The sequence below is a fragment of the Vibrio sp. Vf1514 genome (assembly GCF_052076135.1).
Classification (GTDB): domain Bacteria; phylum Pseudomonadota; class Gammaproteobacteria; order Enterobacterales; family Vibrionaceae; genus Vibrio; species Vibrio furnissii.
In genome coordinates, this window is sequence record NZ_CP197267.1 from 1,676,606 (window position 1) to 1,699,975 (window position 23,370).

At 50.1% G+C, this 23,370-nt stretch carries 17 protein-coding genes; 13 read left to right on the forward strand and 4 right to left on the reverse strand.

The features are described 5' to 3' along the window. Positions 1 to 39: 39 nt before the first annotated feature. From ACS18Q_RS07805 to ACS18Q_RS07835, 7 genes are all read left to right on the forward strand, one after another. Positions 40 to 645 carry a CoA pyrophosphatase gene (locus ACS18Q_RS07805; protein WP_206980262.1) on the forward strand — a complete coding sequence of 202 codons (606 nt, stop codon included), beginning with the start codon at positions 40 to 42 and terminating at the stop codon, positions 643 to 645. Positions 646 to 941: 296 nt separating this feature from the next. After that, the gene (locus ACS18Q_RS07810; protein ID WP_014205011.1) at positions 942 to 2,195 is read left to right on the forward strand and encodes an aromatic amino acid transport family protein; all 1,254 of its coding nucleotides are present in this window, start codon (positions 942 to 944) and stop codon (positions 2,193 to 2,195) included. Positions 2,196 to 2,287: 92 nt separating this feature from the next. Then, positions 2,288 to 3,649: an L-serine ammonia-lyase gene (locus ACS18Q_RS07815; RefSeq protein ID WP_038151083.1), complete on the forward strand. Its 1,362-nt coding sequence runs from the start codon at positions 2,288 to 2,290 to the stop codon at positions 3,647 to 3,649. 167 nt (positions 3,650 to 3,816) lie between these two features. Beyond that, a complete protein-coding gene (locus ACS18Q_RS07820) occupies positions 3,817 to 5,004 on the forward strand; it encodes an efflux RND transporter periplasmic adaptor subunit (protein WP_014205010.1) in 1,188 nt (395 codons plus the stop codon). Next, positions 5,004 to 6,962 (forward strand): MacB family efflux pump subunit, encoded by a 1,959-nt coding sequence (locus tag ACS18Q_RS07825; protein ID WP_441256883.1) that lies wholly within the window; start codon positions 5,004 to 5,006, stop codon positions 6,960 to 6,962. Before ACS18Q_RS07820 ends, ACS18Q_RS07825 begins: the two co-directional genes overlap by 1 nt. Positions 6,963 to 6,968: 6 nt before the next feature. After that, positions 6,969 to 8,339 (forward strand): efflux transporter outer membrane subunit, encoded by a 1,371-nt coding sequence (locus ACS18Q_RS07830; protein WP_055466887.1) that lies wholly within the window; start codon positions 6,969 to 6,971, stop codon positions 8,337 to 8,339. A 414-nt stretch (positions 8,340 to 8,753) separates the two neighbouring features. Beyond that, a complete protein-coding gene (locus ACS18Q_RS07835) occupies positions 8,754 to 12,155 on the forward strand; it encodes a thrombospondin type 3 repeat-containing protein (RefSeq protein ID WP_441256884.1) in 3,402 nt (1,133 codons plus the stop codon). A 69-nt stretch (positions 12,156 to 12,224) separates the two neighbouring features. Here the strand turns inward: ACS18Q_RS07835 and ACS18Q_RS07840 are convergent, their stop codons facing one another. Both ACS18Q_RS07840 and queD read right to left on the reverse strand, forming a co-directional pair. Further along, positions 12,225 to 13,058, reverse strand: a complete 834-nt coding sequence (locus ACS18Q_RS07840) for an alpha/beta fold hydrolase (protein WP_197278183.1) — start codon at positions 13,056 to 13,058, stop codon at positions 12,225 to 12,227. Positions 13,059 to 13,379: 321 nt separating this feature from the next. Beyond that, entirely contained in the window at positions 13,380 to 13,745 is a 366-nt protein-coding gene (gene queD, locus ACS18Q_RS07845) for a 6-carboxytetrahydropterin synthase QueD (protein WP_004725710.1), read from the reverse strand. Between the two features lie 282 nt (positions 13,746 to 14,027). Here queD and ACS18Q_RS07850 point away from each other — a divergent pair, with 282 nt between their 5' ends. Both ACS18Q_RS07850 and asnS read left to right on the forward strand, forming a co-directional pair. Continuing rightward, entirely contained in the window at positions 14,028 to 15,641 is a 1,614-nt protein-coding gene (locus tag ACS18Q_RS07850; protein WP_441256885.1) for a methyl-accepting chemotaxis protein, read from the forward strand. Positions 15,642 to 15,805: 164 nt separating this feature from the next. Then, the gene (gene asnS, locus ACS18Q_RS07855) at positions 15,806 to 17,206 is read left to right on the forward strand and encodes an asparagine--tRNA ligase (RefSeq protein ID WP_014205004.1); all 1,401 of its coding nucleotides are present in this window, start codon (positions 15,806 to 15,808) and stop codon (positions 17,204 to 17,206) included. A 112-nt stretch (positions 17,207 to 17,318) separates the two neighbouring features. Here asnS and ACS18Q_RS07860 read toward each other — a convergent pair whose 3' ends face one another. Beyond that, positions 17,319 to 17,528, reverse strand: coding sequence for a hypothetical protein (locus ACS18Q_RS07860; RefSeq protein WP_004725704.1), 210 nt, complete (start codon positions 17,526 to 17,528; stop codon positions 17,319 to 17,321). 345 nt (positions 17,529 to 17,873) lie between these two features. Between ACS18Q_RS07860 and ACS18Q_RS07865 the strand changes: the two genes are divergently transcribed. Beyond that, a complete protein-coding gene (locus ACS18Q_RS07865) occupies positions 17,874 to 18,173 on the forward strand; it encodes a hypothetical protein (protein WP_232657843.1) in 300 nt (99 codons plus the stop codon). A 400-nt stretch (positions 18,174 to 18,573) separates the two neighbouring features. Then, positions 18,574 to 19,764 carry an amino acid aminotransferase gene (locus tag ACS18Q_RS07870; protein WP_014205002.1) on the forward strand — a complete coding sequence of 397 codons (1,191 nt, stop codon included), beginning with the start codon at positions 18,574 to 18,576 and terminating at the stop codon, positions 19,762 to 19,764. A gap of 85 nt (positions 19,765 to 19,849) precedes the next feature. Here the strand turns inward: ACS18Q_RS07870 and ACS18Q_RS07875 are convergent, their stop codons facing one another. Further along, positions 19,850 to 20,467 (reverse strand): Ail and OmpX, encoded by a 618-nt coding sequence (locus tag ACS18Q_RS07875; RefSeq protein WP_412497955.1) that lies wholly within the window; start codon positions 20,465 to 20,467, stop codon positions 19,850 to 19,852. 177 nt (positions 20,468 to 20,644) lie between these two features. Between ACS18Q_RS07875 and ACS18Q_RS07880 the strand changes: the two genes are divergently transcribed. Together ACS18Q_RS07880 and ACS18Q_RS07885 are read left to right on the forward strand one after the other, a co-directional pair. Then, the gene (locus tag ACS18Q_RS07880) at positions 20,645 to 22,534 is read left to right on the forward strand and encodes a DUF294 nucleotidyltransferase-like domain-containing protein (protein ID WP_441256886.1); all 1,890 of its coding nucleotides are present in this window, start codon (positions 20,645 to 20,647) and stop codon (positions 22,532 to 22,534) included. A 9-nt stretch (positions 22,535 to 22,543) separates the two neighbouring features. After that, positions 22,544 to 23,260 (forward strand): 3'-5' exonuclease, encoded by a 717-nt coding sequence (locus tag ACS18Q_RS07885; protein WP_014204999.1) that lies wholly within the window; start codon positions 22,544 to 22,546, stop codon positions 23,258 to 23,260. The last annotated feature ends 110 nt before the right edge of the window (positions 23,261 to 23,370 follow it).

Sequence of the window (23,370 nt, forward strand, 5' to 3'; positions counted from 1 at the left end):
AAAGTTTAGATTTTCAAATCACCGAGGGAGAGAATCATTTTGCGTCGTCTTAGCAAAGCCGAATTAATTCAGGGTTTCCAGTTGAAAACGCCTGTAGGTTATCACGCAGAATCGCTCCATCGCGTCGCTCACCTCGCCTCACGTTCCTTAAGAAAAGCATCCGTTCTGATTGGTTTTGTGGAACGTCCGACCGGGTTAAACGTCGTGCTGACCAAACGCGCCGCGCATTTGAAACATCACCCCGGTCAAATCAGTTTTCCCGGCGGGAAATATGAAGAAGGCGACGGCACGCTGTATCAAACCGCCATGCGCGAAGCGCGCGAAGAAATTGGCATTTCGGAAGATCAGATCCAGATTCTGGGGCAATTGCCTGAACTGGTCACCGTCAGTAAATTCGCTGTAACGCCGGTGTTAGCATTCATTTCGCCAGATTATAGAAGCCGCATCGATAAGAACGAAGTGGAAGAAGTATTCGAGGTACCGGCCGACTTCCTACTGGATCGTCGACAACTGTTCAGTAACACCTTTCAAATAAAAAACACCCCGCACAGGGTGTTCGCCATCCCATATAAACATCATTTTATATGGGGTATGACAGCACAAATCATCCAATCCCTACAAAAACATATAAATGGTGGTCAGTAACCCCAAACAACCTAGTGGTATTAGCCTTTTGCTAACAGGTTGCCTACATTTTGCACCCCTTGCGCAATCGTTTGCTCTGAGTTTTTCTCATCCTTCGACATACTCGGACAACTTTATCTAATCCATTCCGTTAACATTTTTTACATGTAGCACAGTTTTTTCGTGATCCACGATGTGTTTTTGACATATCATTCAATAAGCGCAGATAATTCATGATTTAGATCTATTTTTCGTAGGAGAAAATTCTGCAAAATTGCGCTCGACTTATTTCCTGTTCCCAAAATGAGTAAAACAACATGAATACAACAACTACGGTTTCGTCTACCACACAATCTGCTGGTAAATGGACCTATAAAGATTTCGTATGGTCTCTGTCGCTATTCGGCACCGCCGTTGGTGCAGGCGTGCTGTTCCTACCTATCAAAGCAGGTGCGGGCGGTTTTTGGCCATTAGTTATTTTAGCCCTTATCGCTGCTCCAATGACGTGGTTCGCTCACAAAAGCTTGGCCCGTTTTGTTTTGTCTGCGAAAAACCCTGAATCGGACATCACCGACACAGTAGAAGAGCACTTTGGTAAAACTGGCGCTAACCTTATTACCTTTGCTTACTTTTTTGCGATTTACCCTATCGTGCTGATCTACGGTGTTGGTATCACGAATACGGTGGATTCGTTCTTGGTTAACCAAATCGGCATGGAATCTATTCCACGCTGGCTACTGTCTGCTGCGCTGATTTCAGCCATGACAGCGGGCGTTGTGTTTGGTAAGGAATTGATGCTGAAAGCAACCTCTGCAATGGTTTACCCACTGGTATTCATCCTGTTGGCGCTGTCTGTCTTCCTGATCCCAGAATGGAACACATCCATGATGCAAGTGGCACCTGATTGGTCTGCTATGCCAGCAGTCATTTGGCTTGCGATTCCAATCATCGTGTTCTCATTCAACCACAGCCCAATCATCAGCCAGTTCACCAAAGAACAGCGCATGCAACATGGTGAAAATGCCGTTGTTAAAACGGACATGATCACTGGTGGCGCAGCGATGATGCTGATGGGTTTTGTGATGTTCTTCGTTTTCTCTGTGGTTCTGTCTCTGTCACCAGAAGAGCTAGCGATGGCACAAGCGCAAAACATCAGCGTTCTGTCTTACTTGGCCAACATCCACGCATCACCACTGATCTCTTACTTAGGTCCAATCGTGGCATTTGCGGCAATCACATCAAGCTACTTTGGTCACTTCTTGGGTGCACACGAAGGTCTGGTTGGTCTGGTGAAATCTCGCAGTGCAATGCCAATTAGCAAAATCGAGAAAATCTCTCTGGCATTCATCGTCGTCACCACTTGGATCGTCGCGATTGTTAACCCAAGTATCCTTGGCATGATTGAAACCATGGGCGCACCAATGATTGCTGCAATCTTGTTCCTACTGCCTGTATTCGCAATGCAAAAAGTGCCTGCGATGGCGAAGTACAAGACTTCAACACCAGTGCAAATTTTCACAGTTATTTGTGGTCTTGCTGCCATTACTTCTGTAATCTACGGCGCTCTTTAATCTCGGCCTCACGCATGAGTTTAAAGCACAGAATATAACGATAATAAAGAGCCTCCCTTTTCTAAGGGGGGCTTACTTTTGAGGTAATCAATATGATTAGTGTATTTGATATCTATAAAATCGGTGTCGGTCCTTCGAGCTCACATACAGTCGGACCGATGAAAGCGGGTAAGCAGTTTATTGATGACCTGCGTGCAATGGGAAAATTGCGCGACATCACTAAAATCACCGTGGACGTTTATGGATCATTATCACTGACAGGGAAAGGTCACCACACTGATATCGCAATCATCATGGGCCTGGCAGGCAACTCGCCAGAGAAAGTGGATATCGACGCAATTCCGGGCTTCATGGCTCGCGTTGAAGAAACTGAACGCCTTCCTGTTGGCATGCACTGTCATACGGTCTCCTTCCCTCGCGAAGGCGGCATGAATTTCCACAAATCGAATCTGTCACTGCACGAAAACGGCATGCAGATCCACGCGTGGATTGACGATGAAGTTGCTTACTCGAAAACTTACTACTCGATCGGTGGTGGTTTCATTGTTGACGAAGAGAACTTTGGTAAAGCGATTGAATCTCCGGTTCAAGTGCCTTACCCATTCAGTTCTGCTGAAGAACTGGTTCATCAGTGTAAAGAAAGTGGCCTGTCGATGAGTACACTGGTCATGGCAAACGAAAAAGCGCTACATTCGGATGAAGAAGTACGCACTTATTTTGCCAACATCTGGCGCACCATGCGTGAGTGTATGGAACGCGGCATGAGCACTGAAGGCATTCTGCCTGGGCCACTGCGCGTGCCTCGCCGTGCGGCAGCACTGCGTCAACAACTGCTGACGTCTGAAAAAATCACCAACGACCCAATGGCTGTGGTTGACTGGGTGAACATGTACGCTTTTGCCGTGAACGAAGAAAACGCTGCCGGTGGCCGCGTGGTGACAGCACCAACGAACGGCGCTTGTGGCATCATTCCTGCGGTTTTGGCGTACTACGACAAGTTCATCCAAACCGTAACCGAAAAAGATTACATCCGTTACTTTGCGGCTTCTGGCGCAATCGGTGGTCTGTACAAGCAAAACGCATCCATCTCTGGCGCAGAAGTGGGCTGTCAGGGTGAAGTGGGCGTTGCCTGTTCAATGGCGGCTGCGGGTCTGGCTGAACTACTGGGTGGTAGCCCTGAGCAAGTGTGTATGGCGGCTGAAATCGCGATGGAACACAACCTTGGCCTGACGTGTGACCCGGTTGCCGGTCAAGTGCAAGTGCCATGTATCGAACGTAACGGTATTGCAGCAGTGAAAGCAATCAACTCGACCCGTATGGCACTGCGTCGCTCTTCTGCGCCGCGCGTCTCTCTGGATAAAGTGATTGAGACCATGCTGGAAACCGGTAAAGACATGAACGCGAAGTACCGCGAAACGTCCACAGGCGGCCTAGCGGTGAAAGTGATTTGCTAATCACCCACCGGAACAAAATTAAGCCCGATGCCCTGTCATCGGGCTTTTTTGTGCCTGCTTGACGAATCTTTACTTAGTTTTACTCACTAACGACTTGTTTCAAATCGTGATCCGCTTATAAATAGTCATCATTATCACCATGCCAAAATGGGTTTGTTTTTAGTCTCATGTCAAAACGTCTTATGAAGAAAAAAGTCATTGCCATCGCGTTAGTTGGCCTTTTCGCAGCCGGAGCTGGCTACTATTTCTATCCAAAAGAAACGCCACCGAGTTTTGCAACCGAAACGGTCTATCGTGGCAAGATTGAAAATACTGTGCTGGCCACCGGGATGCTGCAAGCGTCCAAATTAGTTGCTGTGGGTGCGCAGGTCTCCGGTCAAATTGAGAAACTGGCCGTTTCGCTGGGCGATGAAGTCAAACAAGGCGATTTGGTGGCTCAAATTGACAGCCTGACCCAACAAAACTCGCTCAAAGAAGCCAATGCGTCGCTCAATAGCATCAACGCACAAATTCGCGCCAAACAGGCACAAATTCGCCAAGCGCAAGCCGAATACAATCGTCAAAAAGGCATGTTGGCAGACAAAGCCAGCTCCAAAGCCGACTATGAATCCGCGGAAGCATCGCTTGAAGTTTACAAAGCAGAGCTGGAACAACTAAAAGCCAATTTGGAGCAAGCCAAAATTACCGTGGACAGCGCCAAAGTGGATTTGGGTTACACCACCATTCAAGCGCCGTTTAATGGCACCGTGGTTTACAGCGCCGTCGAAGAAGGCCAAACCGTGAACGCCAATCAAACCACCCCCACCATCATCGAACTGGCTCAGCTCGACAAGATGACCATCAAGGCGCAAATTTCAGAAGCCGACGTGGTCAATGTGAAGCCGGGTCTGCCCGTCTATTTCACCATTTTGGGGAAACCGAATAAGCGTTATCACGGCACATTACGCGCCATTGAACCGGGGCCAACCCTGATGGATGGGGATGATAAAGATCTATCCGTGAGTGATTCAGAAGCAATTTACTACCACGGCCTGTTTGAAGTGGATAACCCAGATCGCGTGCTGCGTATTGGCATGACGGCGCAAGTCTCCGTGATTTTAGATAAAGCCGATGACGCGCTCTTGGTCCCTGCGCAAGTCTTGATTCGTCAACCGGGGCGTGAACAGAGCTATCAAGTACCCGTGCTAGTCAATGGCAAGGAAGAGATACGTGATGTGACCGTTGGCATTAATAACAAGGTCAACGCCGAAATCACGTCTGGCTTGAATGAAGGCGATCAAATCATTTTGGGCATGCCGGGTCAAAATGCCACCTCATCAAATCGTCGCATGGGCCCACCGGGGATGCGTTTCTGATGACACAAGCGTTACTTCAAATTAATCACGTTCACCGCCACTTTGCGGCAGGCGACGAGACGCTGACCGTACTCAAAGACGTCAACTTGACGATTGAGCGCGGTGAGATGGTCGCGATCGTCGGCGCATCCGGCTCCGGTAAATCGACTCTCATGAATATTTTGGGTTGCCTTGATCAGCCCAGTACGGGCGAGTACTGGATCAACGGTCAAGATACATCGACGCTCGATTCCGACGAACTGGCACGCCTACGCCGTGAATACTTCGGCTTTATCTTTCAGCGCTATCACCTGCTCAGCGATTTGACGGCTCTTGGCAACGTAGAAATTCCTGCCATTTACGCTGGTTACGACAAAACATCGCGCCAAGAACGCGCCACGTCCCTACTCGGCCGTTTGGGATTGTCTGATCGCTTAGATCACAAACCGAACCAACTCAGTGGCGGCCAACAGCAACGGGTGTCCGTTGCACGGGCATTGGTCAACGGTGGCGATGTCATTTTGGCTGATGAACCCACCGGCGCGCTCGACAGTAAAAGCGGCTCAGAAATGATGCAGCTCCTGCAAGAGCTGCATCAAATGGGTCACACCATCATCATCGTGACGCACGATATGAAGGTGGCCGAGTACGCCGACCGCATCATCGAAATTAAAGATGGTGAGATCCTCAGCGACACCGTAAACAAACCAGCTCAAGCTGCGACAAACTTCGACGCCGTCAAAGACCCCAAAGCCAACACGGCGTTTTCTCGCAGCCGTAAACTGCTGGATGATTTTTGGGAAGCGCTCAAAATGGCGCTGCTCGCCATGTCGAACCACAGATTACGCACCTTCTTAACCATGTTGGGCATCATCATCGGTATCGCCTCCGTGGTGTCGGTGGTGGCGCTTGGGAACGGCTCACAGAAATCCATTCTCGACAGTATCTCCTCCATGGGGACCAACACCATCGACATCATGCCCGGGACCGGATTTGGTGACCGGCGCTCAGGGCGAGTCCGCACCTTAACGGCGGCGGATGCGAATGCGCTATCCAATCTCTCGTTTGTCGACAGCGTGACGCCCACGCTGAGTACGTCCGTGACGATCAAATACGGTAACCAAGCCGTCACCGCCACCGTGCAAGGGGTTGGCCCAGACTTTTTCCGCGTGCGCGGCTATGAGCTAAGCGATGGTCAATACTGGGATCAATCGAGCGTGCAAGCCATGGCGCAAGAAGCCGTGATTGACAACAACACTCTGAAATCCTTGTTCCCGAATCAAGACCCGATTGGCGAAGTGATTTTCGCAGGCAATCTGCCGGTGCGCATTATTGGTGTCACGAAGGCCAAAGAAAGTGCGTTCGGCAATAGCGACTCGCTCAACATCTGGGTGCCCTACACCACCGTCAGTGCGCGCATGATGGGTCAGAACTATTTGAACCGTATTTCGGTTCGCGTGAATGACCATACGCCGAGCGATGCCGCTGAACAGGCGATCATCTCCTTGCTGAAAATGCGCCACGGCACGCAGGATTTCTTTACCATCAACACCGATACCATTCAGCAAAACATTCAGAAAACCACCGCGACCATGACGCTGCTGATCTCTGCCATTGCGGTCATCTCCCTGATTGTTGGCGGCATTGGAGTGATGAACATCATGCTGGTGTCGGTCACAGAACGGACGCGTGAAATTGGGGTGCGTATGGCGGTGGGCGCTAGACAAAGCGACATATTGCGCCAGTTCCTGATTGAAGCGGTTTTGGTTTGTTTGTGTGGCGGGACGATCGGTATCGGGGTCGCCTATTTAATTGGTGCGCTGTTTGCCACCTTTGGTAGTAGTTTTTCTATGATTTATTCAACCACATCCATTGTGTCTGCGTTCTTGTGTTCCACCCTGATCGGCGTTTTGTTTGGTTATTTGCCTGCGAAAAATGCAGCGCAACTGAACCCAATTGACGCCTTGGCACGGGAGTAACCCTTCATGAAACGCTATCAATATTCGACCATCGCTTTGTGCGTCTTGTTGGCAACAGGCTGCGTGGCACGCTCCGAACTACCCGAGCAACAGCTGGATGTGCCAGCGCAATGGCAAAACGGCCAGTCACAGCCTCAAGAACAAGCCATAAGCCATTGGTGGACCAGCTTTGGCGATCCACAACTCGATGGTTGGATCGACCAAGTGCTCGCATCCAACAGTGATTTAGCGCTGGCCACCCTCACACTGCGCCAAGCACGCTTAGAAGCCGGTTTAGCCACCAGCGATACGTATCCGGATGTCTCCGGCACCGTGTCGGCAGATCGCTCCAAGCCACTCGATGGTGGCGACAGTTCGAAGAGTTATCAAGCCAGTCTGAGTGTCAGTTATGAGTTGGATCTATGGGGCAAATTGTCAGCCGCCAAAGACGAGGCGATGTGGACAGCGCTAGCAACACAACAAGAACGTGAAGCCACAGCACAAAGCTTGGTCGCAACCACTGCGCAGCTGTATTGGCAGATTGGTTACCTCAATCAACGGGTCGAACTGAGCAACAATGACATCAACGATGCCCAAGAGACGCTCGCACTGACCGAAAGTCAGTATCGTCACGGGTCGGTGACGCGCCTGAACGTGCTTGAAGCGCAGCGCACACTGGCCGGGCTTGAAGCAACACATCGCGACTACCTGCAACAACGCACGGAAGCAGTGAACGCGTTTGCGATTTTGTTTGATCAGCCGCCGCAAGACTTGGCATCACGCATTCCTGCCCTACCCGATTACGCCGTTCCTGCGGTGGAAGCAGGTGTGCCTGCCGATGTCTTGAGCCGTCGTCCCGATGTCAAACAAGCCTTGTTCGAACTGAAATCAACACTTGCCGCCAAAGATTACAGCGACACCAACTACTTCCCATCGCTCACGTTGACGGGCGCGTTGGGCGGTTCGTCGACCGAACTGCGTAAGTTGCTGAGCGATCCCATTGGCTCACTGGGCGCTGACCTGACCATGCCGTTTCTGAATTGGAATGAAATGCAGCTCAATCGCGACATTGCACAAGTGAAATATGAATCAGCCATCATCACTTATCGCAAAACACTGTATGCCGCTTTCCAAGATGTCGACAATGCGCTGTCCGCCAAAGAAAACTACGCGTTTCAGGCCGAGAAACTGCAAAAACAGTACGACGCCGCAGCAGAGGCCGCCCGCATTTATCAAAGTCAGTATGAATACGGCGCGATTGAGATCACCACCTTGCTCGATGCACAGGAAAATGAACGCAGCGCTAAAGCCTCGTTATTGGAAAACCGTTACAACCAATTGGTGAATATGGCAACGGTCTATCAGAGCTTGGGGGGTGAGGATATTATTCAGGAATAATTCATTCTTTCGTTGAGTTATTGATTGATAAAAACTCACCTAACGTATGAGTACCAACGCTTTTGTCCGATCATGATGATCATTTCAAAAGCTTGGTACTCAACACATGTTTAAGAGAGATCCGTCACAGTGTTCCCAATTATTATTATTATCTCTGTATTTTACGCCTCTTCGCTGTAGCCACTTGTTTTATGGCGTGATTACATCCACCTATCGTTTTCCCCCTCCCCCTTATTGACATATAACCTGAATATATCCTGTTCATTTTATTTACACTCAACGACCATCGTCATTGATTCGTCAACGATTCGTCATTTGACAAATACAGTTCATAAATTATTTTTCGATTTGATATTCACCCAATAAATATCAAAAATAACGATTCACATCAGAACTAAGGAATTGTCTATGCGAATGAAAACGTCAGTAATCGCATTGGGGCTGTTCAGTAGCCTCACACTGTACGGTTGTGGAAGTGATGATTCAGAGGAATCCACCACCAGTTACAGTGTCAAAGCGATCGATGGTTACTTAAACGGCGCTCTGGTCTGGCTTGACCTAAATGAAAACTTCCAACTGGATGAAGGTGAGCCAAGTGCAACCTCCCAAGCTGGCGGGGTTGCAACACTCGATGTTGACGGCATTGAAGATCCCTCGATTTATCCGGTCGTCGTGCAAGCGATCGCCAACGAAACCATTGATGAAGACACGGGCAACGCCATTATCACTGGCTTTACCATGTCGGCCCCCGCCGGTGTCGCTCAAGTCACCCCCTTGTCGACCTTGGTGCATCTTGAAGTGAAATCCGGCGGCTCGGCCGACATTGCCGCCGCAACCACCAAAATCGCCAATCAACTTGGCATTAACGAAGCCGACGTCCTGTCTGATTATGGAACCGACAGCGGCAGTAAAACGGCGGCTTTCGCTGCGCGTAACTTGGTGTCATCGCAATCCATTCCAGAATCACCCAGCGAACTCAATGATGCCGCCAATGACACCGATGGCACCAATGAAGTCCTCGACAACGCGGCAGAAAAATCAGCCACGATTAAGACCACCGTCGAGTCAAGCAGTGAAGAAGAGTTGGAGAACATTTACCTCAACAGTGCCGGTAATCTCGACGAAGACTCCGACGGTGATGGATTTCCAAACGCCGACGACGATTTCGATGACGATCCACTGGAATGGCGCGACACCGATCAGGATGGTACGGGCGACAATGCCGATACCGATGATGACGACGATGGCGTACTCGATGCAGACGATGCTTTCCCACGCAACGGGGACGAAACCACAGACACTGATGGTGATGGTATTGGTGACAACGCAGACTCCGATATTGATGGCGACGGCTACCTCAACGAAGACGATGATTTCCAAACGAACCCACTTGAGTGGTTAGACACCGACGACGATGGCACCGGAAACAACGCTGACACCGACGATGATGGCGATGGCGTGCTCGATACGGAAGACGACTTCCCACTAGATAGCAGCGAAACCACCGATACCGATGGTGATGGCATTGGTAACGAAGCCGATACCGATGACGACGGTGATGGCGTGCCTGACGTGATCGACGGCGACGCCTTGGATCCTGACGTTGGCGCCAGTGATATTGGCCAGATCATTGCCTACATGGCTGAGCAAACCACGCTCTACGCCGTGTATGCAGACGAAGACGACAACGACGTGATGCGCGTTTATAGTGAGCAACTCGATGTCAACGGCACCATGGCGACCATGACCACACAGACGGTTGTGAAAGCCAACAAAACCGAAGTCGACGTCGATATTGGCAACTCTGATTGGTTGCTGACATCGTCAGGCTGGGCGACGCAAAGTGGTGAATACACCATCGACTTTTCCAACAATCTGTTAGTCGCTTATCCCACCGATTTTCCTGACATGAGTTATTCGCTCAGCGGCAGTATTACGTCACTGGTCGATGAGGTGATTGCAGAGAGTGACTTTGATTGGGATGAGTATACCGATGAGAGCGCCACCTTCCCGGCCGATTCTTATCTGATCAAACTGGGGTTAACGCCAACACAAGATACTTACTACTTGTGGGATTGGACCCCGTATTTGCATGACAACCTCAATAGTGATAGTCGCAATGACATCACAGCACTGAGCGAGTTGATATTTGACACGCTGGGGGCCAGCTCGGTATCCACCGGAGAGTTCCAAGGCATGAGTATCGGCGAGGACATTGCGGTGAAATTCGTCGATGATAACAGCAGCAAAACCGCGCAATACTACACCATCGATTGGGATTCAGGCTTTGCCACACTCGTTGCGACCGGCACCTGGTCTTTGGAAACGGTCAACACCGAATCCTTGTTGCTGTTTAGCGTTCCGAGCGCTGCGCTCACCGCGTTTGGCGATGATTTCGATGAACCAACGGCGGACATGTTGGTCAGCGTGTATGATGGCGCCGTTTACATCGGGAATCACGAAACAGCGGATGTTTTGCTTGAGAAAGAAGACATCGTGCTGATCAGCGCAGCAGCGAAAGAAGCATTGATTAACGCCGCCGACATTCCACTCACACAATGCAACGAAGGCGATTCGGACGGTACCACCACTGTGGGAATGACCGAATTTGAAGCCGCGATCGAAAGCTGTTTGGGGGCGAGCCCGATCACCAGTGAGATGGTCAGCGGCCAGAACTTCCATCGCATCCGTGGTGACGGGAGTACGCGTGATTACACCTTCAATGCCGATGGTTCGCTGACGGTTTACAAAGACAGTGTTGAGTCGTACACCGCCTTGTGGACCATCGAAAACAACTACGTCAAGATCACGTATGAAGGCAATACCGAGGAGAGCTGGTATTGGGCGCTGGTCGATTACAACGACACCAACTGGTCACTGAAATTCCTTGAGACTTATCTCGAAGACACCACACCCATCACTGAAATTTGGGCGGACACGGTGAGCTTGGTGGATGTGGGAAGCTGCGTGATTGAAGAGGGTTTGGAGAAAACCTACAGCGACTTTGTTGCGACCTTGAGTGCCTATGAACAGTGTCACGAAGGGCTGCCAAGTATTTCGACAGCCGACCTTGGTGGTGCTGAGTTGTATCGCGTGAAGTCCAATGGCGAAACGCGACTCTATACCTTCGCTTCAGATGGCACCGCAACGTACTACAAAAATGGCGTCGCACGTTCGCGAACCTGGTCGATCAATGACGAGGGATTCATCGAAATTCGGTATTCCGACACTGGTATCGATCAATACCTGGCACTGCTGGATGAACCAGAAAACGATGAACTCCAATTTGCCGTGTTTGCTCCGGACGACAGCGAAATCTGGCTCACCCAATACACCAGTATTGATGGCTATCCCGACATTGAAGAGTGCACAACGGGTAACTCTGACTACGATGAGAATGATGATCCAATCACCACCTCGACCTATGCAGAATACACCCAGTACGTGGACGATTGCTTGGCAACAACAGGCTCTGGTGCCGCATTCAGCAGCGACTTCATGGAACAGTTGCCACGCAGCATGAACACCACTTATGACGGCGAAGTTGAGTCCTATACCTTCAACGCGGATGGCGCAACAGGCACCTACAGTGAAGGCACTGAATCCTTCAACTTTAGCTGGAGCGTTGACGATGAGTTGGGCGAGTTGATTATCACGTTGAACGTCAATGGGCAAACTTACATTGATAATATCCGTATCGTCGATTCCGACGGCGTTCAGTTCTCAATGAAAGTGCTCTCGCGCTCAACCGAGTTGGATGGCACCGATGAAACCAGTGGCGGCGATCTGTGGACGGGAATTTATACATTTGAATAATTCACCCCACACGCCAACATAAACGATAAAACGCAAAAGCCGCCCGATTGGGCGGCTTTCTTCATCAACTTATTGTTGGATGAAACGCAACAGGTCTTGATTGATTTGGTGTTTATGGGTAGTACAAATGCCGTGTGAGCCACCTTGGTAAACTTTCAACTCTGCATGAGGCAGCTGCGCCGCGGCCGCTTGACCACAAGTTTCAAACGGGACGATTTGGTCGTCGTCGCCATGAATCACCAAAGTAGGAATGGTCATCGCTTTCAAATCTTCACGCAAATCCGTTTCAGAAAATGCTTTCACACAGTCATACAAGGCTTTGATTGACCCTTGCATGCCCTGACGCCAGAAGCTATCTCTCACCCCTTGAGACGGTTTAGAACCCGGGCGATTGTAACCGAAAAACGCTTCAGACAGGTCGCTGAAGAACTGCGAGCGATCCTCTTCGACACCGCGGCGAATGCCATCAAACACTTCAAGTGGCACGCCATTTGGATTGAATTCGGTTTTCAGCATGATGGGGGTAATCGCACCAATTAAGACCGCTTTAGCCACACGCGCAGTGCCATGGCGTCCAATGTATCGCGCCACTTCGCCGCCGCCAGTGGAGTGACCCACATGGATGGCATTTTTAATGTCCAGATGCGCCATCAATTCAGCGAGATCATCTGCATATTGGTCGAGATTGTGACCTTCCCAAGGTTGTGACGAGCGGCCGTGGCCACGACGGTCATGCGCAATCACGCGGTAACCCTGTTGTGCAAGAAACAGCATTTGATCTTCAAATGCATCCGAGCTCAACGGCCAACCATGACTAAACACAATCGGTTGACCTTCACCCCAATCTTTGTAGTAAAGCGATGTGCCATCTTTTAAAACCAAGTAGCCTGAGTTGTTCATCATAAATCTCCACTTAAATCGTAATACATCTGTTTTTGTTGTCGTTGTTGTTTTGACAGGGCTTATGCTGCGCCGAAAGCCCCTATGTGTATAACGGAATTAATCGATGGGATTGATGAAAAAAATTCTCAGACCTTGTGCCATGGATGTGAGTATACTCTTTCCCCGTATGCCTGCTTTTAAGGGCATCACCTCATTCGTGAAGCCCGCTTTTGCCGTCACTGAATGCCACGTGATAGTCACTTGATGCCAGTAGGGTAAGAAATGCAGACACAAAAAAAGCCAGTCGTTAAAAGACTGGCTTCGTCGCAATTTGCTCAGGGCTTAGGCGTCGCCGCTGTAGATACAACCTGCGGTGCAGGTTTCTTTAATTTCGACTTTGCTCAGCAACGGCAAGCTTGGCTTGAGCTGTTGCCAAATCCATTTCGCCAGCACTTCGCTGGTTGGGTTTTCCAAACCGTCAATGTCATTCAGGTAGTAATGGTCGAGACGATCATAAATCGGCTTAAACGCAGCCTTGATTTCAGCAAAGTCGACCAACCAACCCGTATGAGGATCCACGTCACCTGCAACATACAGGCGAACCAAAAAAGAGTGTCCGTGCAAGCGACCACATTTATGGCCTTCCGGCACGTGTGGTAAATGGTGAGCTGCTTCAAACATGAACTCTTTGTAAATCTCGGTTTTCATCTTGGTTCTCGGGCTTTCAAAAGAGACGCAATACTACGGAATCTCGCTCTGTGAGACAAGTCACTCCATCAGTAATTCCACACTTTCGAGTACGCATCGCGCTCTTATCAGCGTCGTAAATATGGCACCGATGTCAAATTTTTGAGCGCAATGTTGCTGCGTCACATTTCTAAAAACCATATTTTGTTTGTGGTCACAGTAACTTAAGTTTCATTTTTGCACTACTTTACTTTAACGCTATATTCACATCGTCAACCCTACATTAAAAACTATAAGCGAATCATGAGCTCAACCATTACAACTAAGCTTTTGTTGACCCTAATTTCCGTTTTCGCCATGGTGTTGGCTGGCTCAACCGCCTACCAATATTGGCAACAGCGCGATCTGATCAACTCCGTCCTCAGTGAACAGTTGCACGATAAAGCGAGCAACTATTTTGACAGCCTCAATATGATGATGCTCACCGGCACCATGGCGCAAAAAGAAACATTGCGCCAAAAGGCGTTAGCGCAAGATGGCATTGAACAAGTGCGTGTGTTGCGTGCTGACGCTGTCAGCAAGTTGTATGGCCCCGGACAGGAAAACCAAAAACCAGTCGACGACATCGATCGCCGCGCGCTAGGCGGCGAATTCATCCTTGAGCCCTATGAGGCCGACTGGGGCAAAGGCATTGTGGTTGCCCTGCCGATGAAATCGAGCGAAAGCTATCGCGGCACCAACTGTGTCGCCTGCCACATGGCGCCAGAAGGTGAAGTCCTCGGTGTGATTCGTCTGGAATACAATCTCAACCACCTCAACAAACTCATCAGCCACCGCACACTCATTGGTGTCGGCATCATGGCCGTCATCGCATTGGTGGGCTTTTTGGTCACCATGATGCTGATTCGCCGCATCATCGTCCGCCCGCTACAGCGTACATCCAGCTTCATGAGCCGCGTCAGCGAGAGCAAAAACTTGTCACAACGCCTTGAGCACAGCAAGAAGGATGAATTGGGACAACTCGCCACCGCCATCAACTCGCTCATGGATACGGTGTCTCACAGCTTGGAACAAGTCCAGAAAACGTCTCATTCGCTCGCCAGTTCGGCAAACCGACTCACGGGTGTGGCGCAGGTCACTGACCAAGCGGCCAATAACCAGCAACGTGAAACCGCCGAAGTTCAGATCAACATCGAAGAGATGCAAGCCAAACAGAGTGATGTCGAACGAGCCACCGTCGATGCATCTTCGCTCATCAATCACACCACATCGGTCGCGCAACAAAGTGCACAACAAGCACATGTGGCCAGTCAAGACATCAAGCATTTGGTCGGCGACATCGAATCGGTGAAAGATAAAATTTCCCAGCTCAATGATCAAACGGGTGAAGTATCGTCCATTTTGGAAGTGATCAAAGGTATTGCTGAACAGACCAATCTGCTGGCGCTGAATGCCGCCATTGAAGCAGCCCGCGCGGGCGAACAAGGACGCGGATTCGCTGTCGTGGCAGATGAGGTACGCAACCTCGCCTCGCGCACAGCCGAAGCCACCGGCAACATCGAAAAAATCATCGCTCAATTCCAGCAAGACAGTGAACAATCGCTTTCGTCGGTCGACACGGTGTGCGCGCAAGCCCATCAACGTTCGGGCGAGGTGGAAGAGTTGTCTTCAGCCATGACCAACGCGGTGTCGGAAATGCAACAAGTGCTGGCCCACGCGCACAGTATTCAAGAGCAAACGCGCCTCACCACGCGCGTCAGCCAAGATGTGCAGGGCAAGATCGAAGTCATCACCCGTCATGCCGATGACACCTCACAATCGGCCACACAAACACGTGAAATCAGCTTGGATCTCGAACAGTTGTCGCAACGCCTGGAATCTTTGCTCAATCAATTTACGCTTTCGCATAAGAAATGAGCGTTCAGAGCACATTAATGGTTGATGCCAGCGAATTGACAGGTAATATGTCCCGTTGAATCTGTAGAATTCAATCCAACCCAATGTTTCGCTTATTTTTTAAACATTAAGCACATTTTAGAACCGTGGGTGGAGTTTTTACCTCAATGGAGACTATATCAAACATGACTTACGCGCCTGTAAAAGACGTACTTAGCGGTAAGCTGGCAGTAGACAGTGAAGTCACTGTCCGTGGCTGGATCCGTTCGCGTCGCGATTCCAAAGCTGGAATTTCATTCCTTGCCATCTATGACGGCTCTTGTTTCGACCCGATTCAGGCCGTGGTCCCTAATAATCTGAATAATTACAACGACGAAGTATTAAAGCTGACAACCGGCTGCTCTGTCGAAGTAACAGGTAAAGTGGTTGAATCTCCTGCGAGCGGTCAAGCATTCGAATTGGCAGCCACCGACGTGAAAGTGGTTGGCTGGGTCGAAGATGCAGACACTTACCCAATGGCGAAAACCCGTCACTCAATCGAATACCTTCGTGAAGTGGCGCACCTGCGTCCACGTACCAATGTGATCGGCGCTGTGGCCCGTGTGCGTAACTGCCTGTCACAAGCGATTCACCGTTTCTACCACGAGCAAGGCTACTTCTGGGTCTCTGCGCCACTGATCACCGCTTCTGACGCTGAAGGTGCAGGCGAAATGTTCCGCGTATCAACGCTAGACATGGAAAACCTCCCTCGCACAGACGCAGGCAAAGTAGACTACAACGAAGACTTCTTTGGTAAAGAAACGTTCCTGACTGTATCGGGTCAGCTCAACGCAGAAACTTACGCGTGTGCACTGAGCAAAGTCTACACCTTCGGTCCGACGTTCCGTGCTGAAAACTCAAACACTAGTCGCCACCTTGCGGAATTCTGGATGGTTGAGCCTGAAGTGGCATTTGCTGAACTAGACGACGTGGCGAAACTGGCAGAAGACATGTTGAAGTACGTCTTCAAAGCTGTTCTGGAAGAGCGTCGTGATGACCTTGAGTTCTTCGCTCAACGCATCGATAAAGAAGCGATCACTCGTCTGGAGCAATTCGTTGCTTCCGATTTTGCACAAGTGGACTACACCGACGCGATCCAAATCCTGCTTGATTCTGGTCGTGAGTTCGAATTCCCAGTTGAATGGGGCATCGATATGTCTTCTGAGCACGAGCGTTTCCTTGCTGAAGAGCACTTCAAAGCGCCGGTTATCGTGAAGAACTACCCGAAAGACATCAAAGCGTTTTACATGCGTCTGAACGACGACGGCAAAACCGTTGCAGCGATGGACGTACTTGCCCCTGGCATCGGTGAAATCATCGGTGGCTCTCAACGTGAAGAGCGTCTAGACGTTTTGGATGCACGTATGATTGAAATGGGCATCGATCCTGAGCACATGAGCTGGTACCGCGACCTGCGTCGTTACGGCACCGTACCGCACGCAGGCTTTGGTCTCGGCTTTGAGCGTTTGGTGTCTTACGTGACTGGTATGGGCAACGTCCGTGACGTGATTCCATTCCCACGTACACCACGTAGCGCAAACTTCTAATTTGGTTCTAACCAAGATCTAAGTTTGTTCTAACCGAGATCGAAGTCGGCTCAAATTAAGAAAAGCCTCCGCATGCGGAGGCTTTTTTGTATCTGCGTTTGGCTTGGTTTGGCTATGAGTCGATGTCCATTTTGGCCGCGTAGCGCACGCTCAGTACGCAAATCGCCAACATCACAAATGGGATCGCCGCGGCGGTGTATTCGGTCCAAAACAATCCCGCAAACGACTTGGCTAAAATCAGGTGTGCGAAAATCAGGATCAGCGCACTGAGAATTGCCACGCCAATCAACTTCACTTCGGGTCGAATCGATCTGTTTTTCATCTTTGCTCCTAAGCTAGCAACTGCCCTAACCCATTGAAGCACAGCCGCTTCTCAACTGCCTAGAACAGATCCCAACGATAAAAGCGATACAGTTGATGCCATCTCAATACCTGCTCCACATCGCGCCCCAAACCGAACGAATCGCCCGCACATTCAACACCTGAATGACCATCCGTCATGGTCACTCCGGAATGAGCCACCGCGTTGCGATGAAAGCCCCCAGCCTTAATGTGATTTAAGTCACATATATCATGTGTCGTTTTGCTACATTATGACTCCGATTGCAAAGCGCATCGCCTTGATGCGCTCAGACGACTGAGTACATGCCACTGAAGAGAAGCGACCATGAAAACGATCGATGAAAACAAATTGGATTATCGCGGCGAAACAAACGGGATTCATCAATGGAATGCCCCAAGCGGCCAACCTTACTATTGGCATCCCGACTGGCTGCACATTGCTGAAGACACCACCGGACAAAAAGCGCCAACCCCACTCGACATCAAACCCGGACAAACCGCGACCAAACAGCACGCGGTTGCTGCGATTCTCAAACACATCAATCAATGGGCAGCGGATCAGTTCACCAAACATGGCGACATTGAAACGCAAGCACACGAATCTGAATTCAATCTCAAGCGATAGTGCACAATTTAATCAGGGCGGCACTTATACCCACTAAAGTGCGCCCGTTTCTGGCCCATGAATGTGTAAAAATCACGCACAGTGGCCGCCCAACGCCAACGATAACGATTGCATAACAATTTCTTTACGCATCTTTCGACACAACACCTGTATTTCTGAGCATTTCCGTCATTTGCACGCTGCGCACTTTTTCATCATCACATCAATAAAATTTAAAAATCCCTGCTTTTTATCGCAGATTTTTCATCGAAAACGATCGCTTTTTCTGACCTTCAACGCCAAATGAAAATTTTTTGAATTTTTCTGTTACGCGCAGTTGTCACAGGTATTTCAGAAAGGTATAAATACGATAAATTTCGATGAAATTTCCCACCCTCCTTAACTAACATGGATGAGCATTATGTTTGAAAAAGTTGTCGCGGCCCCGGCTGACCCCATTCTTGGCCTCACTGAAGAGTTTAAAAAAGATCCTCGTGCAGAAAAAATCAACCTAGGCGTTGGTATTTACAAGAATGAAGCCGGTGAAACACCAGTTCTTGCGACAGTGAAAAAAGCAGAAGCAGCACTGCTTGAGTCAGAAAAGACCAAATCTTACCTCACAATTGAAGGGACTGCAGAATACGGCCTAGCGGTTCAAAAACTGCTCTTTGGTGCCGACTCTGACATCGTGACCCAAAAGCTGGCAAAAACAGCTCAAGCGCCTGGTGGTACCGGTGCACTGCGTGTTGCGGGCGAGTTCATCAAACGCCAAATCGGCGATGTTAAGGTGTGGATCAGTAACCCGACATGGGCAAACCACCACGGTGTGTTCAACGCAGCGGGTCTAGAAACCGTACAATACGCTTACTACAATGCAGCAGCGAAAGACAAAGACTTCGCAGCCATGGTTGCAGATCTAGAAAACGCCTCAGCAGGCGATGTGGTTCTCCTGCACGGATGCTGCCATAACCCAACCGGTATCGATCCAACCGCAGAAGAGTGGGAAGTTCTGGCGAAGTTGGTGGCAGACAAAGGCTTGCTGCCGATGTTTGACTTTGCGTACCAAGGCTTCGCAAAAGGTGTGGAAGAAGACGCGGCTGGCCTGCGTACATTTGCGAAATACAACAAAGAAATTCTCGTTGCGAGCTCATTCTCGAAAAACTTCGGTCTGTACAACGAGCGCGTTGGTGCATTCACCATCGTTGCAGAATCTGAAGGCGTGGCGACGACTGCATTCTCTCAAGTGAAAGCAATCATCCGTTCAATCTACTCAAACCCACCTGCACACGGTGCTGCAGTGGTCACTCACATTCTGAACAACGCAGCACTGCGCGCAGAATGGGAAGCAGAAGTCACTGAAATGCGTGAGCGCATTCAAGAGATGCGTGAGCTGTTCGTAACCACACTAAAAGACATCGGTGTCACCGCAGACTTTAGCTTCATCGAGCGTCAAAACGGCATGTTCTCTTTCTCTGGCCTGAGCAAAGAGCAAGTGGCTCGCCTGAAAGATGAATTTGCGATTTACATCGTCGGCTCTGGCCGTATCAGCGTTGCAGGCATGACGAAGTCAAATATGGCACCGCTGTGTGAAGGCATCAAAGCCGTCTTATAAGCACCGCGATGGTCATCTGTAAAAGCCGGCAAATGCCGGCTTTTTGTTTTTGTATCATCGGTTCTACGGCGTGTTACAGCGTGGCTTAGTAATTGAAGCGCAGTGTCAGCGCCATTTCATTGATGTAATGCCCTTTCCCATCGCGGTAGGCAATGAACCCGCCCAAGGCCACACGGCGAAACAGAGCGTAATCTGCGCGCAACGTCGCGATGTTTTCATCTTGCCACTGATTGCGAATGGCTTCCCCCGTCAAGCTCATCTCAAACTTAGGCGTGACGGCATAACGTAAACCGATATCCGCGCTGTACACAAAATCAGTTTCGTTGTCACCCTGTTCGACTCGAATGCGTACCCCGCCAACTTTCACATGCGTCACCAAGTCCAGTTGCTTCGCCAATGACCAGCGATAACCGCCCCCAAAACGCAATTGATAGCGTTCAATGGTGTCGTCATCCGGGTGATAAAACCGAGCGCTATAATCACCAACCAGCAACCCATTGGACTCTTGCCATTTATAGCTGACGCCAAGCCCCACACTCGTCACGTTGTCGCTTTCACCCTTCGCATATAAGCCCGTGACACTCCCAGAACTGAGGTGTGCATCCAGATAATCGTATTGCAATGGCAATTGTTCATTAAGGCGATGGGCAGACACGGTCGATGCAACAGCGAATAGCATCATGATTCCCCAACGTTTTCTCATCACAGGCTCCTTGTGTCGAACGTCTTCGATCAATCTTAGTCCAAACCGTGCTATGCGACTGCGATATCTTGAGCAATTCTGCGGGAAGACAAAATTTCGTGTAGAATTAATGCTTTCCAACACCGCCAAGCTGTGTCTGTTTGAGAAACATGCACGACGTAACGACAGGAGCCCAAGATGGAAGCCGAACTTTTAGAAATAAAAAACTTCCTCAGCCAATACCCGCCTTTTAGCGATCTCCCCGAGGAGACGCTGGAAGCGATCGCCCACAGCGTCGAAATTGCCTATTACCGTCAAGACACCCCCATCATTCGCTTTGGTGATCACATCGAAGACTTGTTCATGGTGCGCAGCGGTGTGGTGGAAGTCTACCGACGCAAAGGTGAGCTGTATAACCGCCTGACCGAAGGTGGGTTGTTTGGACAAATGGGACTGCTGACCAACAACAAAGTCCGCTTTCCAGTGACGGCCATTGAAGATACCTTGGTGTACTGCATTCCCGAAGCGATGTTCCAATCGCTGTATGAAGAGCACGATGCCTTTGCCGATTATGTTGAAGTGCAAGACAACGCTCGCCTGCGTCAAACCGTGTCCAATACCGCTGAGCAAAACGACCTTACCACGGTGAAGGTCAAACGCTTGATTACCGGCGATGCGCCCTATGTGCATAACACAGCAACGATCCAAGAAGTGGCGGTGAAAATGGCGGAAGAAAACGTCTCGTCCGTCTTGGTCATCGACCCGGAAATTTTGCAAGACGAAGAAGATGACAGTCGCCCGCTGATGGGCATTTTGACTGATCGTGACCTATGCCGCCGCGTCATTGCAACCGGCATCGACCACAATGAGCCGGTGACCACCGTGATGACCACGGAAGTGATCTCGCTCGATCACAATGCGTACGTGTACGAAGCCATGCTCACCATGTTGCGTTATAACGTTCACCACCTACCCGTGCTAAAAGAACAGACCCCGATTGGGATCATCGATTTGACCGATATCGTACGTTACGAATCGCAAAACTCTCTGCTACTGGTGAGCAGCATTTTCCAACAAAACACCATCGCTGACTTGGCGCAAATTTCAAAGCAGGTGAAAGACAGCTTCGTGCGCATGGTCAACGAAGACGCGAACTCCCACATGGTTGGCACCGCAATGTCGGTGATTGGTCGAAGCTTCAAGCAACGCATTATTGAACTCGCCGAGGAGCATTTAGGCGCCGCGCCGATTCCTTACTGCTTCCTTGCGCTAGGCTCAATGGGGCGCGATGAGCAATTGATCGTGACCGACCAAGACAACGCCATTATTCTCGATGACAGCTACGATGAAAGCGAACACGGCGACTATTTCGCAGAGTTAGCTAAGTTCGTTTGCGATGGCCTTGATCAATGCGGGTATAGCTACTGCACCGGCGACATCATGGCCACCAACCCAATGTGGCGAATGACCCGCCAAGAGTGGGAAGCATGCTTTGCAGATTGGATTGATGACCCTAATCCAAAGGCGCTGCTCAACGCCTCCATCTTCTTTGATTTAGATGGCGTCTATGGCCGCTTGAAATGGGCAGAGCAACTCAACGGATTCATCGTCCGCCGCGCCCGTCGCAACAATCGATTCTTGGCGTGTCTGGCTCGAAACGCACTCAATCGTACGCCGCCGCTGGGCTTTTTCAAAGACTTCGTGATGGAAAAAGATGGCCGCCACAACAACTCTATCAACCTCAAACGTCGTGGGACCGCGCCACTCGCTGACTTGATTCGTGTACATTCACTCGCCGTCGGTTCGCGCGCGAAAAACTCGTTTGAACGACTGGATGACATTATTGACGCAGGAATACTGCCCAAAGGTCGTGGACAAGATCTGCGGGATGCCTTGGAGTTCATCTCCATGGTGCGTATTCGTCACCAAGCCATCGATGTGGAAAACGGCATTGACCCAGACAACAACATCGAACCCGAAAACTTGTCGGAATTTGAACGTCGAAATTTGAAAGATGCGTTTCAGATCCTCAGTAACGCGCAAAACTTCCTGAAGTACCGCTATCAGGCAAGCAACAGTTTCAAATAGGCAGCGACCATGAAAAGACTTTTTCAAGCGCCCAGCATCGACTGGCCGTACAAATACCGGGCCAAGCAGAATGTGGTCAGTCACCCGTGTCTGCAACGGTTTTATGCAGCCACCCTCCCCGATGGTAACACGCCACTGAGCGAGGTGGAATTCGTGGCGATGGATTTTGAAACAACCGGCCTGAGTGTCGACAAAGACGAAATCATCACGATTGGCTTGGTGCCTTTCACTTTGGAGCGCATTTACCTCAATCGCGCCAAACACTGGACCGTGCGCCCACGTCAAAAGCTAGATGAACATTCCATCGTCATTCATGGGATTACACACAATGACATTATGGATGCTCCCGATCTGAGCGACATTTTTGAAGAAGTGTTGGAACACTTGGCGGGGCGTGTATTGGTGGTGCATTACCACCGCATCGAACGTGAGTTTCTTGACCGAGCGCTCAAGCGCCGTATCGGCGAAGGGATTGAATTTCCGGTGATTGATACGATGGAAATCGAGACGTTAATTCAAAAGCGCCTAACGGCGGGGCTGTGGAACCGACTGCGCGGCAAGAAACCGGAATCAGTACGGCTGGGACAATCACGCATGCGCTACGGGCTGCCCGCTTATACGCCGCACCACGCGTTGACCGATGCCATTGCCACCGCAGAACTGTTGCAGGCTCAAATCGCGCATCACTATTCCCCTGACCAGCTCATTCGCAACTTTTGGCTCTAAACGCGACAACGCATCCGTTCGCATCCCCCCAATGCGATAGACAAAGTGCAGATAGACAAAGTGCAAATACACAAAAAGGAGCCAAATGGCTCCTTTTTCTTTATTCGCGT